Genomic DNA, 18,941 nt, shown 5'->3' with positions numbered 1-18,941 from the left:
ACACTCCTTATGAATTTGTAGTTTTTACTTCTTCAGTTACTTTTTGATCGTCTTTCTTTGCGTCTTCTGGGTTCGTTTCCCCAATCGGTTTATCAGACACTCTCTCAACGAAACGAAGAGAGACAACTTTATTATTAATAACGAGCTGTACATCGTTATTTTCCGCAAGGCGAACCGTTTCTACTTGACCGGTTACTTTGTTTCCGTCACCGTCAACACCTCTTACGTATTTACCTAAAAACTTCATCCCACCATCAAGTGCTGTTGAATACATCGTTGATTGCAGCTTATCTACTGCTTTCGTCATATTCTGTACTTGTTCCATAAGAGATAACTGCGCTGTCTGATTCATCATTTGATTCATATCCATCGCATTAAATGGATCTTGATGTTGGAAACTTGATAAAAACAATTTTAAGAAATCATCTTTCCCCATCACCCCAGGAGTCTTTTGCGCTCCTGCTGAAACTCCATTACTTTGTTGCACTGGCGATTGTACACCATTAACAGGTACATTACTTTTTTGCGCTCCTGCTTGTAACGGAATATGATTTGTACTCGTTGTATTTAATCCAACTGTTGGCACGCTTTATTCCTCCAATAATCCCGCAAATTCTGTTGATTGTTGTTTTTCATGATTTGTATTTGCTAATTTCTGTTTTTGTCTTTGCTCTTGTTCTCGCTGTTCTTTGCGATTTTCATCTTTATCTGAATAGCTAATTTGAATATTGATTTCTTTTTCTTTTAACTTTAATTTCAATTCATCAAAAATGATTTCAACACGTTTTTTCGCATCGTGTTTTTCCATTTCTACGTGAACGTCAATTTGATCTCCGTGTTTTTTCATAAACACTGTTAATGTACCAAGTTTTTCTGGATTTAACTGGAATAAAACACGTTCTTGTTTCACTACAAATTTTTGCAGCGCTTCTACTTGCGCTTCCATTTTCTTTCCTAAGTCAGGTAATGAAACTTTCTCAGCACCACTATTTGATTTCCCTATTTGTTCGGTACTCGTCGTTTTATTTAATAATTCTGCACCTGCAGAGCTCGAATCGTTTAATGCATCAACTTCTGGCAACTCTACCTTTGCATCATCGCTCTCAAGTTTCGGAAGATCTACCTCTTTAGACTCTTCTTGCTCCTTGGCAATATTACAAGTTTCTGTTTCTACAACCTTCAATGCTTGCATCGCTTGCTCTGGCATCTTCATTTTGTCTAATACCATTTGCATTGTATCTTCTAAACATATAGCATTTTTGATATTCATATTTGAAAGAAGTTCTTGTAATTGTTGTAATTCAGCTGCAGGTAATTCATTAAGTTTAATATTGCCATATTCTTTATATAGCTCTTGTATTTTTTGTATGTATTGATATAACAATTCCGGCTGCACATGTAATTGCTCAATTGCAACCATTTGCTCAGATACAGCTAATAACAACTGTTCTGTCTCTTTTTTTTCTTCTTTCTTTACAATTGGTTCTTCTTTCGTTACCGGTGGTTTAGAAAGGTTATATTCTTTTTTCTCTTCTTTTGGTGCTTCTTCTCGTTTCGTTTTCTCCGTTTGCGGCTGTTTTTTATTTTCCATTCTCATCGTACGATCGAATGAAGAATCTCCATTTTTTGATTGTACTTCTAGCCCTTTTTCTTTTTGCGGAGGTAAACTTTGTTGCACCGGTAATACAGACTGTATCACTACATTCACCTCATCCATTCATACACATTTTCAAATCCAGAAGCATTTTTTCTTCCAGCTTTTCTTGTGCTTTCGCAAGCTTTTTGCAATCTTCTTGATACATCTCATCAATGACACGTTCTTTTTCTTTTACTTGCTCTAGAAGGCTTTCATTTTTTTGAATAAAACCTTCCGTTTTTTTAATTTTTCGATTCCATTCTTCTATTCTTTCAGGTGAAAACGTATGTGAAGAAAGCATGCCAGCCATAATACGTTGCCCAGTTTGTACGACTTTACTACGCGATTTCACAACATATAAATCATATTCTTTTTTTTGTTCTATTTTTCTTTTTTCAGCTGTTAATTCATACACTTCTTTTAAAATATGTTCTTTTTCTTGATTTATTTGCAATTTTATTGTGTCGTACTGCTGTTTATCCACCTGTTTTCATAACCCCTTTCTATTATAACGTTCTCTTTTTCTATTATATAGTTTTTTCCCAAAAAAATCTGTGAAATATTAAAAAACAAAAAAATAAGACCTCTTATGCAGAGGCCTTATACTATATGCTGTATCGCTTCAACGATATCATCAAATTGGAAACTATCCGATCGACCTTGCTTTAAAAATGTATTTATGCCTTCTACTTTATTTTTACATTCAAAAATATAAGCATTTTCTTCATTTTCTTGAATCGTTCCTAGCTTAAAATACAATTCATTTTCTTTATAAATTGATAAAATCTTTCTCATTTCATTTGCAAGTTGCCAATGATGTGGCGAAACAATTTCTTCCATAATCCTACTTACTGAATCTAATACTGAAATTGCAGGATAATGACTAAGCGTTGCAAGCTCACGCTTTAATACGATATGTCCATCTAAAATACCACGTGCTAAATCTGGTACAGGACCATTTAAATCATCCCCATCAACAAGCACCGTATAAATACCTGTTATAGATCCCTTTTGTGTTTTTCCGGACCGCTCTAACAACTTCTTCATATAACTTTCCATTAACAGTGTTTTACCACCAATCGGTAACTCTTTAACAGCAATATCAACACTTCTTCGTGCATCGGCAAAACGAGTAACAGAGTCCATCATAAGTAATACGTTATTACCTTGATCACGGAAGTATTCAGCAATAGACGTTGCGAGTTTCGCTGCACGAAGTTGCATAAGATGACTTTCATCTGACGTCGCTACAACAACGACGCTTTTTCGCATACCTTCCTCGCCTAACTCTTTTCGAATAAAGTCTTTTACTTCCCGGCCACGTTCCCCTACTAAACTAATAACGTTTATATCAGCTTTTGCATTTTTTGCTATCATTCCAAGTAAAGTTGATTTACCAACACCTGACCCCGCAAAAATACCAATCTTTTGACCGATACCAATTGTTAGCATAGAATCAATTGATTTTATTCCTGTTTCAAATACATCGGTAATCTCTTCACGTTCAAATGCATGTATAGGTGGTGCATCTAGTTTTATTTTCTGTAATGGAATGTTTTCAGCTTCCTCATTTAACACTTCACCATTTGCACTTAACACTTTTCCGAGCAAGTGATTACCACGTGGTACAACAACATCTTCTGAAACTAATGTCACTGAATCTCCATAACATACTTTTTCTGTCTGTTCAAATGGAAGTAGCATATTATTTTCCTTTTCAATGGCAATCACTTCACATAAGACGTTATGTTCTCCAACGAAGCAAACATCTCCAATCTTCGCTTTCGGCCCTTTTGCTACGAAAAACTGTTCTTGTACACTATGAACTTTGCCTACTTTCGTATACAGCGGTGTTTTAATAAACTTATTCCATTTTTCGTTCTCATTCATTAACAGGCGGCTCATACATTTTGCTCCTCAAATAACTTCTCTTCTTCCCATTTCTGACGAAGTTTCGCAAATATAGGTGCAAATTTAAATTCAAAGAACTCTTTCTCTTCTTCCAGAACAAATTCACCAAACTGCAGGGAGAAATCATATTTCCATTCTACTAATTGTAGTAACCAATATTCTTTCGTATTCTCCTTCTCTTCTTGAATACGTTCAAACGTTTCTGGATGTACTGTAATGATTAATTTTTCAAACGAAGTTGGCAATGTTTGCACGATGCCAGTTAAAATAGGTAACACATCAAGCAATCGTGAATCTACTGCTTGATTCACGATTTTTTCTGCTAAATGAAATGACTGATCCCATAATAACTCTGTCCATTCATATGCTATTTCTTGTTGTTCTTTTTGAAACTGCACACGCGCTGCTTCCATCTGTTCCATTTGTTCATGAATATGCATTTGAAATTGTTCTTTATCTTGTAATAACTGCTGACGCTCTCGTTCTAGCATTTGCTGCTCTTGCCTTAGCTGATGCATTTCCATATGTAATGATTCTTGCTGGGCACGAAGTTCTGCATGATCAGCTTGTAATTCTTGCTCTTCTATTTGAACTGAAGCTGGTTTTGGAAATTGTAATTCATACGTTTCTTCAGAAAAAGAAACAGAATTCTTCGGAATTCTGTTTTTAAATAAGGACATCCTCTTCACCTCTTTGAACGATAATTCTTCCTTCTTTCTCTAGCTTTTTCACTGTACCAGTGATCGTTTGCTGCGCTTTTTCAGCATCCGTCATCTTAAGCGGTCCTAAGCCATCTAATTCTTCTAGAATCATCTCTTTACGGTTTGAAGACATACATGTAAATAATTTCTCTTTAATTTCTTCTTTTGCAATTTTAAGTGCTTTCGCAAGAACACCGTTATCAGTAATTTCTTCTAATACACGGCGAAGCGCAAGATCTTCAAGGCCAAGTAAGTCTTCAAAGACAAACATATTTTCTTTAATTTTCTCAGATAACTCATAATCGACTTCATCCAGCTTTTGAAAGACTGTCTTTTCAACACCTCGTGAAACGTTATTTAAAATGTTTACGATCGTTTTCAAGCCATCAGTTTTATTAATTGCACTAAATGCCATATTATTTAATTTCGATTTTAACAACTCACCAATTTGATTTATTAATTCACCATCTACTTGTTCTAGCTTCGCAATACCCATTACCGTTTCTACTCGCTTATGATCTGGCAATCTCTCAATTAATTGAGAAGCAAGCTGTGGTTTAATGTACGAAGCGATAATCGCAATTGTTTGTGGTGACTCATCATTAAGCACTGTAAGAAGAGGCTCTAAATCTGTAAGTGAATTTAAGAACTCAAACGGATTATCTTTGTTATACCAAAGATCTTCCAATAATTTTTCCAACTCGTCTTCTGGCATGTTTTTAAATATGCGACGAATGTATTCTTTATCTGGAGTGACTAAGTTCAATTCTTTTACATTTAATTCATACAAGAACTCTCCTAGTACATTTTCTAACGTTTCTGGTTTATATACACGAAACTTCGCGATTTCACGAAGTAATACTTCTTTTTCCTCAGCTGTCATATATTCAATGACTTTTGCTGCCACCCCTTCTTCTAATGTACGAATAAGGATGGCAGCTTTTTCTTTGGAGGAGATTTCATCTAACATCGTTGTTCCTCCCTTACTGTCCGTTTAACCATTTTTTAATTACTTTTGCAGTTCCTTCTACATGTTCTTTCGTAGCATCCTGCACTTGTTCATCTAACGTAGGTTCTTTCGGTTCTTCTGGTTCTGGTTTTGGCTCTGGCACTATTTTTTCTTCAGGAATTTCCAAAATACTTTCATTACTTGCAGCAATTTCATCTTCTGCTAAGTATTCTTCATATTCCTCTTCTTCTTTCTTTCTCTTACGTCTTGCTAATAAGAACCATACTAGACCACCGATCGCTAATAAGCCAGCTGTAATTCCACCGAATAACCACCAGTTCATACCACTTTTTTCTGGCTCTTTCTCTTTTTCGACTTTCGGCTGATCGAACTGAACAGTTACAACGTTAACTTGACCATTTGTAAAGTTACCATTCGGATCAACTTGAAGTCCTGCCGCTGTTCCGATCGCTTCTTTGAAAGTTGTCATATCAATTCTTCGTTTTACTAACGTATCATTATCTACCCATACAACAACATTCGTTTTCGTTAATTCTGGGTGTTTCTTAATTGTTTCAACTGTTTTATCTATTTCATAGTTTTCAATTTTGTTACCATTTTTATTATCGTAGACAACTTTACCATTTTGATTATTGTTCGTACCGTAGTTAGGTACTTCACCGTTCGCTGTAATACCAGCACCTTGCTTCGTATCTGCCCCTTCTTGCGCAGTAGAGCTTTCCTCTTGCTCTTGTTTACTACGAAGTACACCTTTATCACCATACTTCTCTGACTGACGTGTAACTTCATCGTAGTTTACAGATACTTTCGTATTCACTTTATATTCATTCGGTTTAAACATCGTCATTAACGTTGCATCAATGTCTTGCTTTAATTTACCTTCAATTTGCTGCTGCATCTCTACTTCTTTCTCATAAGAAGAGGAACTACTAGAATGTGCTTCATCTGCTCCTTTTGAGATAACACCTTTTTTACTATCAATAACGCTTACTTCTTCTGCCTTCACACCAGGAACTGCTGCACTAATCATTTGCTGTATACCTGCAACTTGATCAGCTGTTAACAATTGGCCACGTTTCACTCCAACCGTAATCGCCGCTGTTCCTTTTGCTTTTTCTTCATCAAAAATCGTCTCTTTTTCAGGCAATGTAATTTGAACATTTGCCGTTTCAACTGTCGCAAAGTTTCTTACAATATCTTGCTCCAATTGCTTCTTCGTACCGACAATTTGCTTCATTTTTTTATCTTGTTCACTTGAACCGAGAGAGCTTTCTAATAAAATTTCTTCACCGCTTTTCGAATTAAACGGTAAGCCCATCCCATTCATTTCTTTTCGAACCCATGGAGCATCATTCTTTTGCACACGAATTGAACCATCGGCCGCTAATTGGTAATCGACACCTAACTTCGATAATTCTGCTGTAATCTCTTGTTTATCTGCATCATTTAAATTTTGATATACAACAACATATTTATCTGGCAAGGTGAAGTATAAAAGTGCTCCTGTTACAATCGCTAAAAGCGCAGCACCGATTACTAACTTATGCCACGTTTTTAACGATTGGATAACATTTTTCATCTTTTCCATTTAAACACACCCGTCCACTTTCCTAAATTTGCATATTAATTAGTGACTTATAATTTTCAATAAGATTATCACGTACGAGAGCAGCCGTTTTCATTTGAGATTCAGCTTTCTTTTGCTGAATTAAAATGTCATGTGTTTCTCCTACCCCTTTAGTTAGTAAATCATATACTGCTGTTTGTGCATTGTTTTGCGTTTGATTCATATCTTCCAATAAATCAATAAACTTTTTCCCCTCAACTACAGATGTTTGAGAAGTTTTCGGTGCACCAATTGACTGAATTGCTCCAAATGGTTGTGTATGTAACATTGGTTGAATTTTCATATTACGATCTTCCCCCTTATCCTCGGCCGATTTCTAAATCTTTATCAAGCATTTTTTTATTCGCATTTAATACACTCGTATTCGCTTCATACATTTTTTGAGCAACCATTACATTCGTCATTTCAGCAGTTACATCAATATTGGGATAACGTACATATCCTTCTTCATTTGCGTGCGGATGCGTCGGATCATACACTAAATTTTCCGTTTTGTCTGCTTCAATACTTTTTATTTTTACTCCATTAGTAGGAGCCCCATCTAACATACTTGCAAAACTATTGTTTGATTCTAGCACCACACTACGACGCTCATATAAATCTGCCCCCGGAGCCGCCGTCGTATTTGCATTTACAATATTGTTAGAAGTAACTTCCATCCACTTTCTCGCTGTCGTTAGTCCTGAGCCACTTGCATTAATTGCCTGAAACATCCGTTGTCTCTCCTTCTACTTTTAACGTCCGCGTGCCGCTTGGTTAATTGCATATTGTGTATTAATTGCGTTAACTGAAATACCGTATAACTGATTTGCTTTCATTAAATCTAGCATTTCTGTCGTTACATCCACACTATTTCCGTCTTTATTCGTTTGCATTGATTTTGTTTGAATCTTTACATATGTATTTTTCGTATTTACTGTCGGCAAGTGCATTTCATTCGTTTGATATAAATCTGGATTACTCTTTAAATCAGCCGCATTGTTTTTATATAATGCACTACTTTTATTCATCTGCTCAGCAAATGTTACATCTTGTGCTTTATAGCCAGGTGTATTCGCATTTGCAATATTACTAGAAACTGTATTTCGTTTCGTCACTAAATAATTCATATAATGGCTTACATCACTCACTAAATCTGGCATATTCCACACCCTTCCTTTTCTAACGTAATGATCCACTGATAGAAGTTTCACTTCATTATTTATTTTCTTATATGCATTCATTAAAATATTTACTATTATGTACCCTTACATATTTTATTCCATTTTTTCATTGTTGTCTTTAGAAAAATATAAAAATATAAAAAAGAATGCAAAAAACTGTATACACACAGTAATCTATAGAACATTTCAATATATAAACTAAAGTCCATTTTTCTATTATTTAGATTACAATTATTATTTCATCACAGTCATAAAATGAAACCTCAATCAGCGGGTTCTTTATGTAAACGAAGGAATAGCCCCCCTTTTAAAAGGGGAACCTGTTTCCAGACGTTATTATTAATATTTACCGTAAAATGAATTAGCTTTCATTCGCCCATCATTTGTCATAATCATTTCTTCCAAAATCTTTTGCTTATCCCGAATATGCTGTGCTGCCTTAATAATGAACGGGCTTACTTCTGCTGCAACTTGTGCACGCGTTTCTTCATCCAATGTCATCATCCAGCGATTTAACATCTCACTCTTCTCAGCAAACTCTTCATCTGACACTTGCAATTCACCGATTTCATTAAAACAGCTGACAAACGTCCGATAAATATCATTGTTCATTTTCAAGTGCTCCGCGGTAACCGTCTATTAAATCTTGTAACACTTTCACAATTGCATCAATATCGTTCGCTTCACGCGTTACTTTCATCGTTTGAATTTGAATGCTAATCCAATCATATAAACCATAGAGACTATCGTATAAATCTTTCGTAATTTCAGGATTTAATTGAAGCTTTAGTTCTTCAAAAATACGTTCTAATTTTTCAAGAAGTGCGTCCCCTTCTTGTAGTTTAAAAGTATGTAAAAGTTCTTCTAAATTACGAAACTCTACAATACATCTTTCATAAATAAAAATTGTATTTTTAATCGGATTACTCGTCATAATATCATTTTGCATATAACGTTGCCATGCTTGCATACAATCACTTCCTCAACTTTCATTAATCATCACTTTTTTGTTTTGTCATTGCTTTAATTGTTTTTAGTTGGCTATCAAGCGCTGCTAATGTACTTTCTAGCTTTTGATACTTTTTCACAATTTCATCTTGTTTGTCCAGATTTTGCTTTTCAATATCTTGAATCTTTTTATCTAAATCACTTACACGTGAGTCAATATTTTTTACTCTCTCTCCAACTACACCTTTATCACCAAATAGTTTATCAAGTGGCTCTTCCATCATTTTTCCTAAACCGTTAGAACTAAAGAAAAATTGCTTTGCTGCATCTGGCTTCTCTTTTAATGCTTTCGTTAACTTTTCGTCATCAACTTCCATCGTTCCATCTTGCTTTAATTGAATACCAAATGAGAATAAATAATTACCATCTTGAGAAAATGTTACGACATTGTTCATCGCTTGACGTACACTTTGCATAATAGCTTGACCTTGGAAAGCTCCACCTTTTCCAGCAAAGATATCTACTGTAGAAACAGCTTTATTATAATCAGCTACCATCTTTTTAATAACATTCGATGCGTCTGCTACGTTTGAGTCATTTACTGTAAATTTTAAATCTACACCTTTTGCTTTTGGATCTGTTGTTGTACCAGCATCTGGCGCTCCTTCTACTTTCGGCTCAGTTACCTTTAACAACTCAATTTTCACACCAGGAAGAGCTTCAATTGTATTAGTAAAACTTTCAGCTTCAATACCATTAATACTATATTTGGCATTTTGTGCTTCATTGATTGTATTAAGCGCTGTGCCATCCGCATTAGCTAAACCCATATCTTGAAATAGTGTAGATGTGTTCCCCTCAAACTTAATCTGTCCATCTGTTCCCTCTTTTTTCGAGGTCATGAAAATTTTATTTCCAAGTGTATAAGCTGATACGCCATAATCTCCATCATTAATCTTATTAATTAAATCTTTATATGTCATATCAGTTGTTACTTTTAATTCTTTACCGCCTAGTTTTAATACTTCATTTTTAGGAAGCTTTGCATTTATATCTTTAATGTCATTAGAAGCTATTTGATGACGTTGTGCGATCTGTGTAATTGTCATATTAAAAGTTCCTGCAATCGCACCACCATCAGCTTTTACATTAATATAACCGTCTTGTGATGTTGTTACCTTTTTCTCATTCCCTTTAAAAGCCGCTAAGTTTTTAAAAGTTTGTGTGAAAGAGCTAAATTCTGATTTTAAACTTGTATACAATAGTTTATCTTGTGAAAGTTGGTTTTTTTCATTAGTATAAGGCGATTTTCTCATTTCTAACGCTTGCATTTCTAATTCTACAAGATTAGAAGTATCAATCATATTATTTCCGAGGTTCCAAATTTGTTGTCTACCGCCAATACCTGTCATCGTTGTTCCTGCCATTTTTCTCACTCCTTATAGATTACATGTAGTCTAAAATACTCGTTTTACTCATCGTACTAACCGCTTTAAGCGTCGCTTCATACGTCGCATTTATATATGCCAAGTCAGAAATTGCGACCGCTAAATCAACATCCTCAATTTCTTTACGGTTTTCTTGAAGCGCTAAATTTTGCTCACTTAAAATTGTTTTAAACGTCTCCATTGTGTTCATTGTTGAACCAACTTCAGTTGTACGGTTAATGATGCCATCTAAGTTTTTCTTATTTTCTCCTAATAACGGTTGTAACGCTTTTTGGTCACCTTTTTGCATCGCTTCGCTCATCTGTTTTAACGTTTTTATAACCGGGGATAATAATGCTTCTCCGTTACGGAATGCCTTTAACTCATAACCGTCATTTAGTTGCCAGTTCACATCATTTTGTCCACCCTGGTACGTACCATCTTCTGTAAATGGTGACTTTTCTGCACTATCACCACCGAAAATATAACGACCTTGCTCTTTCGTATTCGCTAAATATACAACTTGTTTTAAAATTTGATCAATCTCTGCACCGATGGCTTTCAATTCTTTTTCACCATTTGGCTCATTTAATGCCTGTACCGTTAATTGATCTGCTCTCGTTAAAGATTTAAAAATACCTTGCAAAGTATTTTCAGTTTGTGTTAATACATTTTTTGAGTCAGCTAAATCTTTTTGCATTTGTTCAATATTCGCCAATGAATGTTGAATCGCAAATGATTTACTCGCTGCAAGTGGATCTTCACTCATAAGAAGATTTTTCTTCCCTGAAGTTACTTGGTTTCTATGGTATTGTTGTTGCACATTCAAATCCATTAACTGATTCTTTGCCCAGTTTGCATTTTGAAATGTAGATACTCTCATTTCTATCTCCTCCTTATATATTTCCAATCAATTATTATCACTTATCGAATAATCGAAAATAGACTATCAAACACTTCATTCATCGTAGTAATAGCTTTAGAGTTTGCAACGAAATATTTTTGGAAGGCCATTAAATTTACCATTTCCTCTTCCATATTTACACCTTCAACGCTCATTTTTTCTTGTTGAATACCTTCTAGTAAGTCGCCATGAATTTTTTGATAACCATTTACTGCACTTTTATCAGATGCAACACGAACTATAAATTGGTCTAATGCTTGTTTATAAGAAAGACCTTCTTTATAATCGTCATCTGTAACTGCTGCTAATTTATTTGCTGTTTCAGCAGACATTTTCATTTTCGAAACATCTTTTTGGAATTCTGGATTTAACTTCATCTCTTTCGCATAATCTCCAACGAAGAAATCTTTTCCCATCACTGTATTCACTTGATTTTTCATTGAACTCATTAAGTCTTCGAGATTTTTTTTATAATCAACAATCTTCGCTTTCGTATCAATCGCTGATTTTATCGCTCCGCTAGTTACAGAGATTTCTGAACCGTAAATCTCAACTGACATTGGGTCTTTTTCTTTATTTAATTGAAGTGGATATGTATCTTGTCCATTTACTGTTAAAATACCATTCATTCTAACACTCGCGATATTAGGATTCATAGATTCATAAGATACTTCAATGTTTGCATACTTAGACATCTCTGTAACGATGCGATCTCGTTCGTCTAAAAGTTGATTCGGCACTTGTGTACCCGCTTGTCCAATTTTATGATTCGCTTCTGCTAAACTAGCAGCAAGACGATTAAATTCATTAACATGCGCTTCAATATCTTCTGCTGTCTGTGCTTCCACTGTATCTAAGTTTTTTGCAAGACGATTCACTTGACTTGTGAACTTCCCAGTTTCAGAAATTAATGTATCGTAGTAGTTTGGTTGCTCTGGATTTTTTGCTACTTCACGAAAGGCATTAAAGAAACCGTCCATTAAACTAGATAATGAATTCTTCCCTGTCGTTCCAACCATAGACTCTACACGTGATAAAGTTGAATTCATGTAGTTATAGTAAGAGAGCTGAGATAATTGATCATTAAACTGCTTCGTTTTTACCTCATCAGTAATACGGTCAACACCTAGCGTTTGTACACCGTAACCAATTCTCTGTTCTGGCGTATGACCATTGCTTGCTCCAACAGATCCGTAATTCACCATTTGACGAACATAACCCGGTGTATGAATGTTAGACAAGTTTTGTTTCGTTGTTTGTAACCCCATTTGAGCCGCTAACATGCCCGATAGCGGTGTATTATAATCAGATAATCTCATAAAGCTTCACTTCTCCTTTACAATAGTTCGTTCATAAAGATTTGCGAATTATTGTTTCGCTCTAAGTTATATTCAGAAACAGAATCCACAATGCTTTCTGTAGTTTTTAATAGTACGTTTAAGTAATATTGATTTTTCAAAAGAATCATTTTTACATTCTCTTCTAATTCAGTTACGTTTTTTTGTAATTCTTCCATTTTTTCGATTTCTTCTTGAGAAAAATACGAAAATAACGCACTTACACGAAACGATTCAACTCCTTGTTCTTTACAGAACTGAACAACCATTTCTTCAAATGAGCTTGATAACCCTTTTAAACCATCAATGTACTGCAATTGCTCTACTTGTAACTTTTGAACTGCATTTACATTTTTACTTTTTAAATTCTCATATATTTGCTCTCCAAGCGCTTGAATATTTTCATACGCCTTTTGTATAATAACGAGCTTTTCATATAATTGTATGTACATATAGCTTCCTTCCTTTTACAAGACTAAATTCACAATTAAACCATGGATTTCTCCAATTTGATTTAACATTTCTAAATGTCCTGTTTTCGTATTAATTAAATTCATAACATCTTCTAATTCATTCAATCCCATTTCTGCCTGTTTCACAATCGTCATTTTCTGTGAATATCCGTAACGTGGGTGACGAGACATGACATCTTTATACTGCAATACATTATCAACGTAAAAATTCAAAAATGATTTTACTGTATTTTTGTATTCCATTACATTATCAAGCGTTAATTCCATTTCAATTTTCTCTTTAATTTCTCCAATATTATCAACAAACGCTTCCATTTGTTCTAGTAATTTATCTTTTTTCGGATCTGCATGCAAATTATCCGAAAATGCAAGTCCTGTCCTGACATTTGCTTCTTTCGGCATTTGAGTAGCAGGCGGTATATGCGATAAAATTGGATTATGCGAGATAGAACGTAGCATATATATCACCTATTTATTTTTTTATTTCTTCCTAAACTTAATCGTAAAATCCAGTTATTTATAATTATACTCTGAACAGTAATATTTTGCAGTTATTTTTTATAAAAGATATGTTACAATTTAGCATGAGGTGGCACAATTCTATGAATATTTTCCTTTGTGGTTCAAATCAATTAACAGCATTAGATCAAGAAGAAATTAAAAAATTTTTAACTGACTATGCTCACAAACATAAAATTTACATATTATGTTATAAATCTATTGAAAATGAGGTTCTTCGTTTTTTCGTTGAGAATGAAAGACTCGCTCAAAATTTATGCCTTTACACGCTGCAACCATTGCAAGCAATAACAGATGAATTTCAAGAAGTCATTGATTACTTAAAAAAACACGGAGCCGAATATGTTGCTTTTGATCATCCTTCTGACTCCATTTACCGATCAGATTATATGTTTTTTGTTAAACAAATTATTGAAGACACTGATTTAGTTCTCTGTTTTTATAATGGGGACAAACATACATCTGTCATCCCTGTCGATGTTGCAAAAGAAGCAGGTATTGATGCTGTCATTTATGATTTACCAGGATTACATGAAAAGCAAATGAAAAAAAGCTTTGAACAAAAAATTCGTATGATGTAAAGGGGGAGGCACAATATCATTATTGTGCCCATTGTAAATATGATAATTGAACAAGATTATGATCATTTTATCGCGAGTTTTAAACAACAATTCAATATGGATATCGCTTCATATAAACAAGATAGAATGCGCCGTAGAATCGATGCTTTCATTTCGAGAAAAGGCTTCGAAAACTACACTAATTTTTTAAACAAATTACGCGCTGATCAAAATTTATTTTTAAATTTTATTGACTATATTACAATTAACGTTTCAGAGTTTTTTAGAAATAAAGAACGATGGCAAACTTTAGAGTCGAAAGCACTACCAAAATTACTCGAACAAAATAGCGGAAAATTAAAGGTATGGAGTGCCGCTTGCGCTGCTGGTGAAGAACCGTATACACTCTCTTTAATTTTATCAAAGCATCTAGCTCCATTCCGTTTTGAAATTCAAGCAACAGATCTTGATTTTCATATTTTAGAAACTGCAAAACGCGCTCAATATACAGAACGTTCGTTAAAGGAATTACCTACTGATTTGAAAGAACGTCATTTCACAAAAGAGAATGATCTATATTCATTGCATCAAAACATTAAACAAAACGTCTCGTTTAAACAACACGACCTTTTAATGCAGTCATTCGATACAAATTATGATTTGATTATTTGTCGTAATGTAATGATATATTTCACAGAAGAAGCAAGAGTAAAACTTTACGAAAAATTTAGTCGTTCTTTACGAAAAGGCGGTGTACTATTTGTTGGTAGTACGGAACAAATTTTAACACCCGAACGTTACAATCTTCAGCGGTTCGATACATTCTTCTACGAAAAAATATAAAAAAGGTCGTCACAATGGAGTGACGACCTTTTTACATAACTCGAATTAAAATAATACCGATAATCCATATGAAGAGAAAAAGAAACGTCATAGACCATTTATGTTCTTGCATTGTTTGTTTCAACGCCTGTGACAATTGTGTCATGTTCATTTCCGCAAGCGCTCTCCATACACTTACATCCCGATCTTTAGCAATGCGGTCTGTAACGCTAATTAAAATCGTTTCGTTAGACAATTTTGTTATATAAGCAGTAATTACCGTTACCATCAAATTTATATTTCCTTCTGAAGAATCACTTTCCACTCTAGAGATGAGTGCACTTACATCTAGTAAAGGAATATGTACTTTTCTACCAAATGATAGTTGCACTTCAGCGAAATCATATGTTCCATCTAACAAAGGAAGTTCCTTTATATGCGCCTGCTTAATAAGTCCTTGTAGGCTTCTAATTACTTGTTCAAACACTTTTTCTGATTGCTTTCCTTCTTGAGATAATGTATGTAACTTTTTAAAAAGTTGTAACACTGTATCCATCTCTTTAGAAAGCATTTCCTTCATAATCTTTCCATCACTTAAACTTGCAAGTAAAATACCTATTTCATTATTTTTCGAAATAATTTTAGACTGTCCAGTAAACACTAAATTGCTACGCTTTCGTTCTTTCTGGATTTCATGCTCCGAAATAGCTGCAGGCTGTTTTAATGGTTGTAGCGTCTTATCTTCAATTGTCGTACGTTTAATCTCCATTTAAGCGCCTCCACTACTATGAAATAATTAGCCCCATTCTTTATTACTCTTTAAAACTAAAAACAGTACGAACAAACCTGACATGATAGTAAATACATCCGAAGCTTGTACTCCCTGTTCACCTTTTTCTTCTTCCTTGTCTTTCGTTTCTTCTTTTTGTTCTTTCTTTTTAGAGACAACTTGTTTGTTATTTTTCTCTTTTTGGTCCTTCGCCTTATGTACTTCCTTGTTGTCTTCGAACGGCTCTTTTATAACGTAAGTAAATTCCTCTTTCTCTTTCAACGGTTCTTTTATAAACTTATTTACTTTCTCATCTTGCTTCGGAATTTGAACAACTGGCAATTTTTCTTCTGGAAGCGGGTTTTTGACTTTCAAATCTTCTTGCTTCTCATTTTCTTTCTTATCTTCTAATTCATTTTCTAGTTTATTATCTAATTTATCTTCTTTCTCTTTCTCTTTCTCTTCTATCTTTTTATCATCTTCGTTTTTTGGTGCCAAAATAGAAATGATATATTCACTTTTCTCAACAAGTTTATTACCTGCTGCATCTACTATCTCTACAAGTAATTCATATGGACCAGCCGGCAATGCTTCTGTTATTTCAAATACTTTTTGCCAATCCATATCATGCTTGTTGTAGTCTAATAAAAACGAAAGCTCTTTATTTTCTTTCCCTTTTAATGTAACGCGCACTTCTTTTACAACCGATTCTATATCTGACGCTTTTACTCGTATATGTATAGAATCTCCCTGTTTTCGTTCAACTAAGTTCTCTTTTACTTCATCAATAGTAACTTTCTGTAACTTTGGCAATTCTTTATCTATAGTTGGCGTTTCATTTTTAATACGAATGAGCGGGACTTTCACTTCATTTTTTACGATCTCTTCTTTCTCATTCTCTTTGTAACTTTGAACGAGCTGAAGATTCCAATCACCTTGCAAATCAAAATCCCCTGCTTTATAGTTAGCAACCCAGCTCTTCGTTTCTTCATCATACTCAAAAGATAGTATTCTTTCTTGCGCATATTGCTCGCCATTTTTTTGTAACTGCAATATACCTTTCATGCTTTGAATGTTTTTCCCATTTGGTTCTACAGCAATTCGCACTTCTTCGCCAACTTTAAGCTCCGGCTTATTTACTGTAATAATTCCCTGTTCTGTTTCTATCTTTCTTTCATTCAATTGTTTATTTACTACTTCTTGTTGTTCTGCTTCTTTTTGTTTCTCTTCATCTTGTTTCGTTTCCACTTGCTCTGAAGATTTTTGAGATTCCTTATTTTCTTCTTGTACATTCACTTCATTTATTTTTTGATCTGGCTCAATTTGTTCCTCAGCCTGACTTTGCAAGGGGAAGAACAAGCACACATGTATGCATAGCCAACTCATTAGAAAAAACTTTACGTTTTTCATCTACTAGTTCAAACTCCTATTTCAATGCCTTATAGTGATTTCGTCACTTTTACTCCGAAAAATCCATCTACATTTACAAGTTCACCATACGCCACTAATACATCATTTACATAAATACGAATCGGTTCATCAATATCCTCATCTAGTACAACTGCTTCATTTTCTTGTAAACTTAATATATCTTGAATCGTTTTCACTGTACTTCCAAATACAAATTTCACATTCATTTCTACATTTTGTAGAATGGACGTGTCCATATATACTGGTTCCATTTGTTTTACTTCTTTAAATTCAATAGGTTGCACAACTGGTTCTACAATTTTTTCTTCTTCAATTTCTTCTGTGGCAATCTCTTCTTCTTCCACCATCGGATACAGAAGTCGCCTTACCATTTCTTTCGCTTCGGAAATTGGCAAAATTTGATACATCTTCGATTGAAGCAGATCGCCAATTTCAAGATTGAACGTAATTTGAACGAGTTCGTCCACTTCCATTGACTCTCCCAAATATTCCATTTCTTCTTTTAACGTTACAAATTTAACATTTGGAGGCGTCATGTCCATTTTTTCTTGAAACATTTCTGACATCGCCGTAGCAGCATGACCCATCATTTGGTTCATAATTTCTTTAATACCGCTCAGTTCTAATTCAGTAAGCTCTTTTTCTGGGTCAACTTCCCCTGTTCCCATCATCATTAAATCTACCATTGTTAAGGCAACATCTTTCGTAAATACGAATACATTCTCATTCTTTAGCCCTTCAACAAAGTCGACATTTAAAATAACAAATGGTACTGGTACTCCATCATAATGACGAACATTGATTGCTTCCACATTTGGTGTACTAATTGTAACTGGTTGATTTAAAAGCGTTGACAATACTGTTGAAGCGGAACCAATTGAAATATTTGCAATTTCACCAAGAACATCTTTCTCTTCTTGTGTTAAATGCTCTTTTTCAACTTGTTCTTCTACAATCTCAGTTTCCACTACTTCTGCTGGTTCGTCTGTTTCTTCTACTCCACCAGATAATTGCATTAATTTATTTACCATTTGTTTCGCATGCTCAACTGAAACAATTTGTACAAGTTTAGAGTTTACAAGATTATCTATCTTTAAATCAAACGATACTTTAACAATCGTATGATTCCCATCGATTTCAGAGATTTTCTCCATTTCTTCTGATAACTTTACAACTTTAATCGTCGGCGGAGACATATCTACTGTATCTTGGAAGAATTCCGACATAGATGTAGCTGCGAATCCCATCATTTGATTCATCGCTTCTTGTACAGCACTTAGCTCTAATTCACCAAGTTCTTTTCCATCCTCCACTTCACCTGTTCCCATCATCATTAAATCAGCAATGGACAATGCAACATCTTGCTTAAGAACAAGAAGGTTTTCCATATCTAATCCTTTTGTAAAATGAATGTTTAATACAACATGTGGAACTTCGACATCTCTTGAATCATATAAATCTACCAACTCTATACGAGGAGCAGTAATGCTTACTTGCCTATTTAAAATTGTTGATAATACAGTCGAAGCTGAACCAAATGATATATTTGCAATTTCGCCAAGAATATCGCATTCTTGGGGCGTTAAATGCTCATTTTCTTTTTCTAGCACAATCGTGCTCGTATCCCCTTTTGTGTGTTGCTCAGGCATTTTCCCTGCCTCCTCATTTCTGTTTTTCTATCAAATAATATAAACTCTTATTTTATTTTAGCAAAATTATTATATAAAACGTTAATATGTATGT

22 protein-coding genes are annotated in these 18,941 nt (G+C 34.3%); 2 read left to right on the top strand and 20 right to left on the bottom strand.

Translation table 11 applies throughout. From position 1 onward, the window contains the following. Positions 1–7: 7 nt before the first annotated feature. From MR143_RS01305 to MR143_RS01225, 17 genes are all read right to left on the bottom strand, one after another. Positions 8–586: a flagellar hook assembly protein FlgD gene (locus MR143_RS01305; RefSeq protein WP_001143462.1), complete on the bottom strand. Its 579-nt coding sequence runs from the start codon at positions 584–586 to the stop codon at positions 8–10. A 3-nt stretch (positions 587–589) separates the two neighbouring features. Continuing rightward, entirely contained in the window at positions 590–1,699 is a 1,110-nt protein-coding gene (locus tag MR143_RS01300; protein ID WP_000616461.1) for a flagellar hook-length control protein FliK, read from the bottom strand. 10 nt (positions 1,700–1,709) lie between these two features. Next, the gene (locus tag MR143_RS01295; protein WP_000360855.1) at positions 1,710–2,120 is read right to left on the bottom strand and encodes a hypothetical protein; all 411 of its coding nucleotides are present in this window, start codon (positions 2,118–2,120) and stop codon (positions 1,710–1,712) included. 116 nt (positions 2,121–2,236) lie between these two features. Next, on the bottom strand, positions 2,237–3,541 hold the full coding sequence (fliI, locus tag MR143_RS01290) for a flagellar protein export ATPase FliI (RefSeq protein WP_000088699.1): 1,305 nt from the start codon (positions 3,539–3,541) through the stop codon (positions 2,237–2,239). Then, on the bottom strand, positions 3,538–4,227 hold the full coding sequence (locus tag MR143_RS01285; RefSeq protein WP_000051704.1) for a FliH/SctL family protein: 690 nt from the start codon (positions 4,225–4,227) through the stop codon (positions 3,538–3,540). The genes fliI and MR143_RS01285 overlap by 4 nt, the downstream gene beginning before the upstream one ends. Further along, positions 4,214–5,218: a flagellar motor switch protein FliG gene (fliG, locus tag MR143_RS01280; RefSeq protein WP_000883364.1), complete on the bottom strand. Its 1,005-nt coding sequence runs from the start codon at positions 5,216–5,218 to the stop codon at positions 4,214–4,216. Before fliG ends, MR143_RS01285 begins: the two co-directional genes overlap by 14 nt. A gap of 13 nt (positions 5,219–5,231) precedes the next feature. Beyond that, positions 5,232–6,806 (bottom strand): flagellar basal-body MS-ring/collar protein FliF, encoded by a 1,575-nt coding sequence (gene fliF / locus MR143_RS01275; protein WP_000413936.1) that lies wholly within the window; start codon positions 6,804–6,806, stop codon positions 5,232–5,234. Positions 6,807–6,828: 22 nt separating this feature from the next. Then, on the bottom strand, positions 6,829–7,128 hold the full coding sequence (fliE, locus tag MR143_RS01270) for a flagellar hook-basal body complex protein FliE (RefSeq protein WP_000701671.1): 300 nt from the start codon (positions 7,126–7,128) through the stop codon (positions 6,829–6,831). A 16-nt stretch (positions 7,129–7,144) separates the two neighbouring features. Next, on the bottom strand, positions 7,145–7,558 hold the full coding sequence (gene flgC / locus MR143_RS01265) for a flagellar basal body rod protein FlgC (RefSeq protein ID WP_000484680.1): 414 nt from the start codon (positions 7,556–7,558) through the stop codon (positions 7,145–7,147). Positions 7,559–7,579: 21 nt separating this feature from the next. Then, positions 7,580–8,068, bottom strand: coding sequence for a flagellar basal body rod protein FlgB (gene flgB, locus MR143_RS01260; RefSeq protein ID WP_206777370.1), 489 nt, complete (start codon positions 8,066–8,068; stop codon positions 7,580–7,582). A 279-nt stretch (positions 8,069–8,347) separates the two neighbouring features. Continuing rightward, positions 8,348–8,620 carry a hypothetical protein gene (locus tag MR143_RS01255; protein ID WP_001058087.1) on the bottom strand — a complete coding sequence of 91 codons (273 nt, stop codon included), beginning with the start codon at positions 8,618–8,620 and terminating at the stop codon, positions 8,348–8,350. Continuing rightward, a complete protein-coding gene (locus MR143_RS01250) occupies positions 8,610–8,978 on the bottom strand; it encodes a flagellar export chaperone FliS (RefSeq protein ID WP_001149519.1) in 369 nt (122 codons plus the stop codon). The genes MR143_RS01255 and MR143_RS01250 overlap by 11 nt, the downstream gene beginning before the upstream one ends. Positions 8,979–9,000: 22 nt before the next feature. Further along, positions 9,001–10,383 (bottom strand): flagellar hook-associated protein 2, encoded by a 1,383-nt coding sequence (locus MR143_RS01245; RefSeq protein WP_000929312.1) that lies wholly within the window; start codon positions 10,381–10,383, stop codon positions 9,001–9,003. Between the two features lie 19 nt (positions 10,384–10,402). Further along, entirely contained in the window at positions 10,403–11,266 is an 864-nt protein-coding gene (locus MR143_RS01240) for a flagellar hook-associated protein 3 (RefSeq protein WP_001266405.1), read from the bottom strand. A gap of 41 nt (positions 11,267–11,307) precedes the next feature. Continuing rightward, positions 11,308–12,606 (bottom strand): flagellar hook-associated protein FlgK, encoded by a 1,299-nt coding sequence (flgK, locus tag MR143_RS01235; protein WP_001239711.1) that lies wholly within the window; start codon positions 12,604–12,606, stop codon positions 11,308–11,310. Between the two features lie 17 nt (positions 12,607–12,623). Then, entirely contained in the window at positions 12,624–13,076 is a 453-nt protein-coding gene (locus MR143_RS01230) for a hypothetical protein (RefSeq protein WP_000275887.1), read from the bottom strand. Positions 13,077–13,091: 15 nt separating this feature from the next. Next, complete coding sequence (locus MR143_RS01225; RefSeq protein ID WP_000946323.1) at positions 13,092–13,556, bottom strand: YaaR family protein; 465 nt, start codon at positions 13,554–13,556, stop codon at positions 13,092–13,094. A gap of 143 nt (positions 13,557–13,699) precedes the next feature. Between MR143_RS01225 and MR143_RS01220 the strand changes: the two genes are divergently transcribed. After that, a complete protein-coding gene (locus MR143_RS01220) occupies positions 13,700–14,197 on the top strand; it encodes a flagellar motor switch protein FliG (RefSeq protein ID WP_001020107.1) in 498 nt (165 codons plus the stop codon). Positions 14,198–14,236: 39 nt separating this feature from the next. Then, positions 14,237–15,019: a CheR family methyltransferase gene (locus MR143_RS01215; RefSeq protein WP_000582873.1), complete on the top strand. Its 783-nt coding sequence runs from the start codon at positions 14,237–14,239 to the stop codon at positions 15,017–15,019. Between the two features lie 31 nt (positions 15,020–15,050). Here the strand turns inward: MR143_RS01215 and MR143_RS01210 are convergent, their stop codons facing one another. From MR143_RS01210 to MR143_RS01200, 3 genes are read right to left on the bottom strand one after another with little or no spacing between them, the layout of a single operon-like run. Further along, positions 15,051–15,767 (bottom strand): hypothetical protein, encoded by a 717-nt coding sequence (locus tag MR143_RS01210; protein ID WP_000403966.1) that lies wholly within the window; start codon positions 15,765–15,767, stop codon positions 15,051–15,053. Positions 15,768–15,794: 27 nt separating this feature from the next. Further along, entirely contained in the window at positions 15,795–17,177 is a 1,383-nt protein-coding gene (locus MR143_RS01205; RefSeq protein WP_199717556.1) for a transglycosylase, read from the bottom strand. Positions 17,178–17,206: 29 nt separating this feature from the next. After that, a complete protein-coding gene (locus MR143_RS01200) occupies positions 17,207–18,847 on the bottom strand; it encodes a flagellar motor switch protein (RefSeq protein ID WP_001115010.1) in 1,641 nt (546 codons plus the stop codon). Between the last annotated feature and the right edge of the window lie 94 nt (positions 18,848–18,941).

Source organism: Bacillus cereus group sp. BfR-BA-01347 (assembly GCF_022663835.1).
In the GTDB taxonomy this organism is placed as follows: Bacteria; Bacillota; Bacilli; order Bacillales; family Bacillaceae_G; genus Bacillus_A; species Bacillus_A thuringiensis_K.
This window is presented reverse-complemented; position numbering and strand designations above follow the sequence as displayed.

Coding starts and splice junctions, on each gene's coding strand:
- fliG (WP_000883364.1), bottom strand. CDS start 5,218: ATGTTAGATGAAATCTCCTCCAAAGAAAAAGCTGCCATCCTTATTCGT.
- MR143_RS01200 (WP_001115010.1), bottom strand. CDS start 18,847: ATGCCTGAGCAACACACAAAAGGGGATACGAGCACGATTGTGCTAGAA.
- MR143_RS01240 (WP_001266405.1), bottom strand. CDS start 11,266: ATGAGAGTATCTACATTTCAAAATGCAAACTGGGCAAAGAATCAGTTA.
- MR143_RS01230 (WP_000275887.1), bottom strand. CDS start 13,076: ATGTACATACAATTATATGAAAAGCTCGTTATTATACAAAAGGCGTAT.
- MR143_RS01220 (WP_001020107.1), top strand. CDS start 13,700: ATGAATATTTTCCTTTGTGGTTCAAATCAATTAACAGCATTAGATCAA.
- MR143_RS01255 (WP_001058087.1), bottom strand. CDS start 8,620: ATGAACAATGATATTTATCGGACGTTTGTCAGCTGTTTTAATGAAATC.
- MR143_RS01250 (WP_001149519.1), bottom strand. CDS start 8,978: ATGCAAGCATGGCAACGTTATATGCAAAATGATATTATGACGAGTAAT.
- flgK (WP_001239711.1), bottom strand. CDS start 12,606: ATGAGATTATCTGATTATAATACACCGCTATCGGGCATGTTAGCGGCT.
- MR143_RS01205 (WP_199717556.1), bottom strand. CDS start 17,177: ATGAAAAACGTAAAGTTTTTTCTAATGAGTTGGCTATGCATACATGTG.
- MR143_RS01285 (WP_000051704.1), bottom strand. CDS start 4,227: ATGTCCTTATTTAAAAACAGAATTCCGAAGAATTCTGTTTCTTTTTCT.
- MR143_RS01225 (WP_000946323.1), bottom strand. CDS start 13,556: ATGCTACGTTCTATCTCGCATAATCCAATTTTATCGCATATACCGCCT.
- flgC (WP_000484680.1), bottom strand. CDS start 7,558: ATGTTTCAGGCAATTAATGCAAGTGGCTCAGGACTAACGACAGCGAGA.
- flgB (WP_206777370.1), bottom strand. CDS start 8,068: ATGAATGCATATAAGAAAATAAATAATGAAGTGAAACTTCTATCAGTG.
- MR143_RS01215 (WP_000582873.1), top strand. CDS start 14,237: ATGATAATTGAACAAGATTATGATCATTTTATCGCGAGTTTTAAACAA.
- fliE (WP_000701671.1), bottom strand. CDS start 7,128: ATGAAAATTCAACCAATGTTACATACACAACCATTTGGAGCAATTCAG.
- fliI (WP_000088699.1), bottom strand. CDS start 3,541: ATGAGCCGCCTGTTAATGAATGAGAACGAAAAATGGAATAAGTTTATT.
- MR143_RS01245 (WP_000929312.1), bottom strand. CDS start 10,383: ATGGCAGGAACAACGATGACAGGTATTGGCGGTAGACAACAAATTTGG.
- MR143_RS01210 (WP_000403966.1), bottom strand. CDS start 15,767: ATGGAGATTAAACGTACGACAATTGAAGATAAGACGCTACAACCATTA.
- fliF (WP_000413936.1), bottom strand. CDS start 6,806: ATGGAAAAGATGAAAAATGTTATCCAATCGTTAAAAACGTGGCATAAG.